The sequence below is a fragment of the Magnetococcales bacterium genome, from assembly GCA_015231925.1.
Classification (GTDB): Bacteria; Pseudomonadota; Magnetococcia; order Magnetococcales; family JADGAQ01; genus JADGAQ01.
In genome coordinates, this window is record JADGAQ010000012.1 from 34,132 (window position 1) to 40,779 (window position 6,648).

At 59.8% G+C, this 6,648-nt stretch carries 9 protein-coding genes and 1 tRNA gene; 5 read left to right on the forward strand and 5 right to left on the reverse strand.

The features are described 5' to 3' along the window. Positions 1-87: 87 nt before the first annotated feature. Positions 88-1,050 (forward strand): thioredoxin-disulfide reductase, encoded by a 963-nt coding sequence (trxB, locus tag HQL56_02895; GenBank protein ID MBF0308466.1) that lies wholly within the window; start codon positions 88-90, stop codon positions 1,048-1,050. Between the two features lie 47 nt (positions 1,051-1,097). Here trxB and HQL56_02900 read toward each other — a convergent pair whose 3' ends face one another. Further along, positions 1,098-1,382 (reverse strand): winged helix-turn-helix transcriptional regulator, encoded by a 285-nt coding sequence (locus tag HQL56_02900; protein MBF0308467.1) that lies wholly within the window; start codon positions 1,380-1,382, stop codon positions 1,098-1,100. Between the two features lie 374 nt (positions 1,383-1,756). Here HQL56_02900 and HQL56_02905 point away from each other — a divergent pair, with 374 nt between their 5' ends. The 3 genes from HQL56_02905 to HQL56_02915 are packed head-to-tail and all read left to right on the forward strand — an operon-like array spanning position 1,757 to position 4,328. Then, the gene (locus HQL56_02905; protein ID MBF0308468.1) at positions 1,757-2,476 is read left to right on the forward strand and encodes a DUF484 family protein; all 720 of its coding nucleotides are present in this window, start codon (positions 1,757-1,759) and stop codon (positions 2,474-2,476) included. Continuing rightward, on the forward strand, positions 2,473-3,459 hold the full coding sequence (locus tag HQL56_02910) for a tyrosine recombinase XerC (GenBank protein MBF0308469.1): 987 nt from the start codon (positions 2,473-2,475) through the stop codon (positions 3,457-3,459). Before HQL56_02905 ends, HQL56_02910 begins: the two co-directional genes overlap by 4 nt. Further along, a complete protein-coding gene (locus HQL56_02915) occupies positions 3,456-4,328 on the forward strand; it encodes a YdcF family protein (GenBank protein MBF0308470.1) in 873 nt (290 codons plus the stop codon). The genes HQL56_02910 and HQL56_02915 overlap by 4 nt, the downstream gene beginning before the upstream one ends. Positions 4,329-4,568: 240 nt before the next feature. Here HQL56_02915 and HQL56_02920 read toward each other — a convergent pair whose 3' ends face one another. Beyond that, the gene (locus HQL56_02920) at positions 4,569-5,258 is read right to left on the reverse strand and encodes a uracil-DNA glycosylase (GenBank protein ID MBF0308471.1); all 690 of its coding nucleotides are present in this window, start codon (positions 5,256-5,258) and stop codon (positions 4,569-4,571) included. Between the two features lie 282 nt (positions 5,259-5,540). Between HQL56_02920 and HQL56_02925 the strand changes: the two genes are divergently transcribed. Next, positions 5,541-5,615: transfer RNA gene (locus HQL56_02925), tRNA-Val, on the forward strand. A gap of 303 nt (positions 5,616-5,918) precedes the next feature. Here HQL56_02925 and HQL56_02930 read toward each other — a convergent pair. Genes HQL56_02930 through HQL56_02940 form a run of 3 tightly spaced genes read right to left on the reverse strand, consistent with a single transcriptional unit; the run spans position 5,919 to position 6,604 of the window. Continuing rightward, positions 5,919-6,176: a type II toxin-antitoxin system RelE/ParE family toxin gene (locus HQL56_02930; protein MBF0308472.1), complete on the reverse strand. Its 258-nt coding sequence runs from the start codon at positions 6,174-6,176 to the stop codon at positions 5,919-5,921. After that, the gene (locus HQL56_02935; protein ID MBF0308473.1) at positions 6,173-6,418 is read right to left on the reverse strand and encodes a hypothetical protein; all 246 of its coding nucleotides are present in this window, start codon (positions 6,416-6,418) and stop codon (positions 6,173-6,175) included. The genes HQL56_02930 and HQL56_02935 overlap by 4 nt, the downstream gene beginning before the upstream one ends. Before the next feature lie 3 nt (positions 6,419-6,421). Further along, positions 6,422-6,604 carry a hypothetical protein gene (locus tag HQL56_02940; protein MBF0308474.1) on the reverse strand — a complete coding sequence of 61 codons (183 nt, stop codon included), beginning with the start codon at positions 6,602-6,604 and terminating at the stop codon, positions 6,422-6,424. Positions 6,605-6,648 lie beyond the last annotated feature (44 nt).

Sequence of the window (6,648 nt, forward strand, 5' to 3'; positions counted from 1 at the left end):
CTTATCAAAATCCTGAAAAAATGGTATACCCCCAAGGCCGAACGACACGATTTTGCTGTCATGCAATGCCCCCAGGAGAGAGATACCATGGCCAAAGAGACCCACCATCCCCTGATTGTTCTCGGTTCCGGGCCTGCCGGATATACCGCCGCCATCTATGCCGGTCGCGCCAATCTGGCCCCGTTGCTCATCCAGGGCATGCAGCCGGGTGGTCAGCTCGTCACCACCACCGATGTGGACAATTTTCCGGGCTTTCCCGAAGGCGTTCAAGGGCCCGATCTGATGCAGCGCATGCAGACCCAGGCGGAACGCTTCGGCACCCAGGTGGTTTTCGATACCATCCTCAAGGCGGAATTGACCCGGACGCCCTTCCGGTTGGAAGGAGACAGCGGCGACACCTTCACCTGTGACGCTTTGATCATCGCCACCGGGGCTTCGGCGCGTTGGCTCGGTTTGGAATCGGAAACCCGTTTGCGGGGCTTCGGGGTTTCGGCCTGCGCCACCTGCGACGGTTTCTTTTTCCGGGGACAGGATATCGCCGTCATCGGAGGCGGGGATACCGCCGTCGAGGAAGCCATCTTTTTGACCAACTTCGCCACCCGTGTCTATCTGGTGCACCGCCGCGACCAGTTGCGTGCCGAGCGTATCATGCAGGAGCATCTGTTTGCCAATGAAAAGGTGACTCCCGTTTGGAACGTGGCGGTGGACTCTTTCGAGGGCGATCCGGCCTCGGGAGGATTGAAGGGGCTGCGTCTGCGGGATGTCAAAAGCGGGGAGATCAAGGAACTTGCGGTGACCGGAGCCTTTGTGGCCATCGGGCACAAACCCAACACCGACCTTTTCGAAGGCCAGTTGCAGTTGGATGAGACCGGCTACATTCTCACCAAGCCCGGTTCGACCTCGACCAACATTCCGGGTGTCTTCGCGGCGGGGGATGTGCAGGACAAGATCTATCGCCAGGCCATCACTGCGGCGGGAACGGGATGTATGGCGGCCCTGGAAGCGGAGCGCCATCTGGCGACCCACGGGCATGGCGTCAGCCGCAAATAGTGTGGACCGGAAGGGGAGAAGTCTCTCCCCTTCCGGGAAGAGGCGCTTCAGCCTGGTTTTTCGGGGACGCCGTGGTCGTTTTTTTCGCCCTGGCAAAAGACCTTTTTGGTCAAGCTGACCAGATCGAGCACCTTGCAGTCCCCCACCCGATAAAAGACCTGATTGGCCACGCGGCGCGATTCCAGGATGTTCTTGTCCCGCATGATGGTCAGATGCTGGGAGACATTGGACTGGGTGGTGCCCACGGCGTCCACCAGGGCCTGTACGCTCAGTTCCTGGGTGTTGAGGGCCACGATGACCTTGAGCCGCAGGGGGTGGGCCAGGGCCTTCATGCAGCGGGCCACCTTTTCGATACTGGCTTCGTCGAATTCACATCCCACGGAAAACCTCGGCAATATCTAGAAATTGATCCAGATGTCCTCACAGTCCTCGCCCAGCCAACGCTTCCCGGGAATGCTTTGGTCCGGATCCGGGGGTCTTTCTTGATTCAGATCAAGCTCCAATGATATCCAAAGATCAGCGCATTAGCTATAGCTAATATATGGGCTCCATGGCAAGGTGTTTCGATAATCGGCGGATAAAATGGCTTTGTTCTGGCCGGTATGATCTTTGCATTATCTTGGTGGATGAGCCCCTCCGGCCAGAATATGGCGGAGCGGACAGCGTTTGATGGTCAACCGGAGACTCCCGAAAAGGAAGCACGAAGATGAGCAATACGCCATCCATCCAGGAAGCGGATGTGCGGGTTTGGCTGGAAGCCAATCCGGATTTTCTGTCGCGTCATCCCGATTTACTGGCCGCGCGGGGAGAGGCGTCGGCAAAGGTGCATCAGCTCGGCGATGCCCGACTGGCCAGCATGGAAAAGGAGTTGAGCGGCTGTCGCAAGCATCTCGATCACCTGCTGGAACAGATTCGGCGCAACGAAGAGATTTACAATAATTTTCATCATCTGGAAATGCGCATGATCACCGCGCCCGATCTCGGGGAGCTGGTGAACACGGTGTGTCATGACATGGAACGGATATTTGCCATCCATCGGGTGACGCTGGCCCTGTCGAACGGGATGGACAGTCCGGGCGCCCTGCTGGGCAGCCAGGTTCCCGAGGCCCTGGCCCAGCGGCTTTTCCTGCTGGATCAGGAGACCGTGAAACAGGCCTTCGGCGAGTCCCCGAAAGTGCTGATCCGCGTCGGTCAGGAGGGCGCCAATCGGGAGCGCTTCTTCGGCGCGGTGGCGGGGGACATCCGCTCCGAGGCCCTGGTTCCGCTCTTTGCGGGTCCGCCGGTCTTTTCGGGTCCGTTGCGCATGATCGGCAGCCTGAATCTGGGCGGCTCGGTGCCCAGCCGTTTTCTGCCCGGCTATTCCACGGATCTGCTGGAAAATCTGGCCGAGATTCTCGCCCTGTGCCTGCACAATGTGCTGAAATGAGAGCCGAACCCGCAGAGGGCAGCTGGGAAGAGGCCTTCGCCCGTCATCTGGCCACGGAGCGGCGTTATTCGGCACATACCGTGGCGGCCTACCGCCGCGATATGGATCTGTACCGGGCATTCTGGTCATCCCGTGAGGGCGAAACCTTCGAGGAGGCCCAGTGGACCCGGGTGACCCCGGAGCATCTGCGCGGTTTTCTGGGCTGGTGCCATCGGCAACAGGTTTCCAAAGCCACCATGCAGCGGCGCATCGCCTCCCTTCGCAGTTGGTTCCGCTTTCTGGAGCGGGAAGGGATCGTCACCGGCAATCCCGCCACGCTGGTGGCCACGCCACGGGTGCCCCAGCGTCTGCCGCGCGCTCCCGGCGAGGAGCAGACCGCCTTTCTGCTGGAGAGTCTTGCCCCTCGCGAAAATGGCGCGTCATCGGAGAAGGCTTGGTTGAAGGTGCGTTCCCATCGCAACATCGCCATGCTGGAGTTGCTTTACAGCGCCGGATTGCGCATCGGCGAGCTGTGTCGCCTGCGTTTCGGCGATGTGGATGTCTCCGCCCAGACGGTGCGGGTATTGGGCAAAGGGGGCAAGGAGCGCATCGTTCCCGTCGGCCCGCCGGCCCTGGCCGCTTTGAGCGCATACCGGAAGCTTCGCGATGCCTTCTGGCCGGATCAGGCGGGTGCGGGATTCTGGTTTCTGGGTCAACGGGGTCAGCCCATGTCCCCCCGGGAGGCGCAACGTTTGCTGGAGGAGTGGCGGGAGAAGCTGGAGATGCCGGCTTCCCTGACGCCACATGCCCTGCGCCACGCTTTCGCCACGCATCTGTTGCGGGGAGGGGCTGATCTGCGTTCCATTCAGGAGATGATGGGTCATGCCGCCCTCTCCACCACGCAGCGGTACACCCATCTGGAGCTGGCCAGTCTGGCCCGGATCTACGATGCCGCCCATCCTCGGGCCAAAGCCTGCCGCGCCTCCCGCGAGGAGGAGCGATGACCTGGTTGGTTCATCTGCTTCTGGAGCGATTTCTGCTGACCCCCTGGCCCTGGGTGGCCGGGGCCTTCTGGGGGGCTTCCCTCCGCTGGATGCGGCCAGGATTGGGAGCTGCGCTTCTGGGGGGTTCCCTCTTCGTTCTCTACCTGTTGACCATCCCTCTGCCGGGCGTATTGTTGCTGGCTCCGCTGGAGGCCCCGTTTGCCGCTCTGTCCACGGAGGCGCTGCAGAGTGTCGAAGCCGATGCCATCGTGGTGCTGGGGGGAGGGCGTCGTCCGGCGGCTCGGGAATACGATGAGGACGATGTGGTCAACCACTCCTCCCTGACCCGGATTCATATGGCGGCCCATCTTTACCGTCGCACCGCTCTTCCTGTCCTCTTGTCCGGGGGCAGTCCCATGGACGAGCCTGTTTCCGAAGCCGCTCTGATGGCCAAGACCCTGGAAGGCGATTTTCAGGTTCCGGTTCGCTGGCAGGAGGGGAAGAGTCGCAACACCTGGGAAAATGCCGTCTTTTCCAAACGGATGCTTGAACCGCACGGTGTGGGCCGGATTCTGCTGGTGACCCAGGCCTATCATATGCTGCGGGCGCGTTGGTGTTTCGAAGAGGCGGGGTTCGAGGTGGTTGCCGTGCCGACGGAATTCATGGTGGGGCAGGAGTGGGATTATCTCTCGCTGTTGTGGCCGCGGATGATGACCGGCGAAAAAATGATGCTGGCCACCCACGAATGGCTGGGGCTGGGCTGGTATCGCCTGCGATATCTCCTCTGGCCGGTTCTGGAGGCTCGTCTGTCCCAATGGGAGAGGGGGCTTTCCCGGTTCCTGACGAAACAACACAATCCCCTGACGTTCAATATGTTGCCTTTAAAGTAGCAAAAAAAGGAAATGTTCTATCCTTTGACCTTGTCCGTTATCCTGTTAAGGAAAAGTGTATCCTTTCAGATATACGGGGGTTCGGGGGGGATTATCCCCCCCGACGGGTCCAGGGCAGCGCCCTGGGACTCTTTCTTTCGCCGTTGACACGATCATGCCGCTCTGTGCAGGGGCCTCAATAGTTTCCGAAAAGTCAAAGGATAGAACATTTCCTTTTTTTGCTTTCTTAAAGGCAAAATATTAAAAAGAATGTTCAGTCATGAGTTCTTCCAGTCGTTGCAGGTCGTCCCAGGCGTCTTTTTTGCGGCTGGATTGGCGCAGATAAAAGGCGGGATGATAGCTGGCCACCACGGGAATGCCTCGCCAGGCGGCGCTGCGATTGCGCGCCGCGCCGATGGGACCGGTATGGCCCAGCAGGCTTTCGATGGCGAAGCGTCCCAGTGCGAAGAGAATGACCGGCTGAATGATCTCCAGTTGCCGGAAAAGAAAGCCCTGACAGAGGGCGACCTCTTCCGGTGCGGGATTGCGATTGGCCGGGGGGCGGCACTTGAGGACGTTGGCGATATAGATCTGACCGCGGTCGAGACCGATGGAGGCGAGCATGCGATCCAGCAGCTTTCCCGCCTGTCCGACGAAGGGTTCGCCCCGTTTGTCCTCTTCCGCTCCCGGCGCCTCGCCGACGAAGACCACCCGCGCGGTGGGATCACCCACGCCGAAGACGGTCTGAATACGGCTGGCGGAGAGGGCACAGCGTTGGCAGGGCAGCACCTCCTGACGAAGGCGATCGAGTTCCTGCACCTTTTCGGCATCGGAGAGGCGACGGGTGGTGGTCATAGTCGTTTGATTGGCCAGAACGGGTTGGGGGACGGAAATGGAGGCCGACGGTCTCGCCGTCGGGGCGTTTCGGACGGGGCCCGAAGGGGGAACCATGGCTACGGGGGCGGCTCGCAGGGGTTTGCTCACCTGCGCAGACGGTGCGGGTTCCGAGACCGTCCAATCCTGGGGATCGTCCGCCGTGAGATGGGAAATCCCGCAACTTTCCCAGTATTCGAGAAGGGTTACCACGGGAGAGGAGGGGTTGATCGGCTTCATGGCGGGCTGCCTGTGAGGTCGTTGTTGCCGGGAGAGGAACAAATCCCTTCCCACTCTAGCAAACTTCGCCTATAATTCGAAGCTCTCATGCGGGGTGCGTTGCAAAGAGCGCATCTCCACGGGCGGCTAGCTCAGCGGGAGAGCACTGCCTTCACACGGCAGGGGTCACAGGTTCAAACCCTGTGCCGCCCACCATCAAAAAATCAAGGGGTTAGGCCATCTTCGGTCTAACCCCTTTTTGGTCCAGCAATCACATGGTACCCATCAGGGGAAAATTCCCCGCTTCCAGTACCCAAATCAGTACCCGACCAATCGGCCCCGGCATGGTGCCCGCCAATCAATTCTTAAAAAGAAGAAATCCTGAAAGAATCATGCAGGCCCGCCAAGCGTGGCATCCGGTTAAGCGGCAAATAACCCCCAGGATTTCCATTGCTGGTGTTTGAGCCAAGGTGGTGGTTCCATTTCCCGCCGTCGCGGCTGACCCGGTCTTCGGTGGGGTCAGCGGTAGATTTCACGCCGATGCCCGATCTTGACCACCAGGACAATCAGTTTGTCGTCCTCGATGGTGTAGAGGATGCGGTAATCGCCAACACGTATACGCCACACATCGACCGACCCTTCCAGCTTCAAAGCTCCCGGTGGACGGGGCATGGCTTCCAGAGAAACCACTTTCTGAAGGATGCGGCGCCGAATATCCTGGTCCAGCCTGAGAACCTGCTTCTTGGCAGCATGGTCCCAAACAACCGCATAGGTCATCTCAGGTCATCCCTGGAAAGGCCCGCCTCCTCCAGAACGTCATCCATGGTCGCGAAACTTCCCGGACTTTTCAGGTAAGCCACCTGGACTCTTTCGGCAACGATGGCGTCATGCCGGTCTTCCCATTCCTCCAGAAAGCGGTCCAGTGCCTCCCGGACCAACTCTTTCATGGATTTCCCGGTCTCCCTGGAGACCGATTCCATCATCTCTTCCATGTCGGGTGAAAGCTCAATGGCCAGCATGGTTCAACCTCCCTGGTTGGCGTGGATCTTGACCCTGTTCAAAGGTATCACCTCTGCCGTAGGTTTGCCATCCAATGCAGCGGCAATGTGCCCCGATACGTGGTCAGCGGCCACCTTGACGGGATCATCTGCCAGATGGGCATAACGGGCGGTCATGGCAGGAATTTTATTCCAGTTCTGTTTCATTCGTTCATTAATACGGGGGTCCGGGGGCGATTATCGCCCCCGGC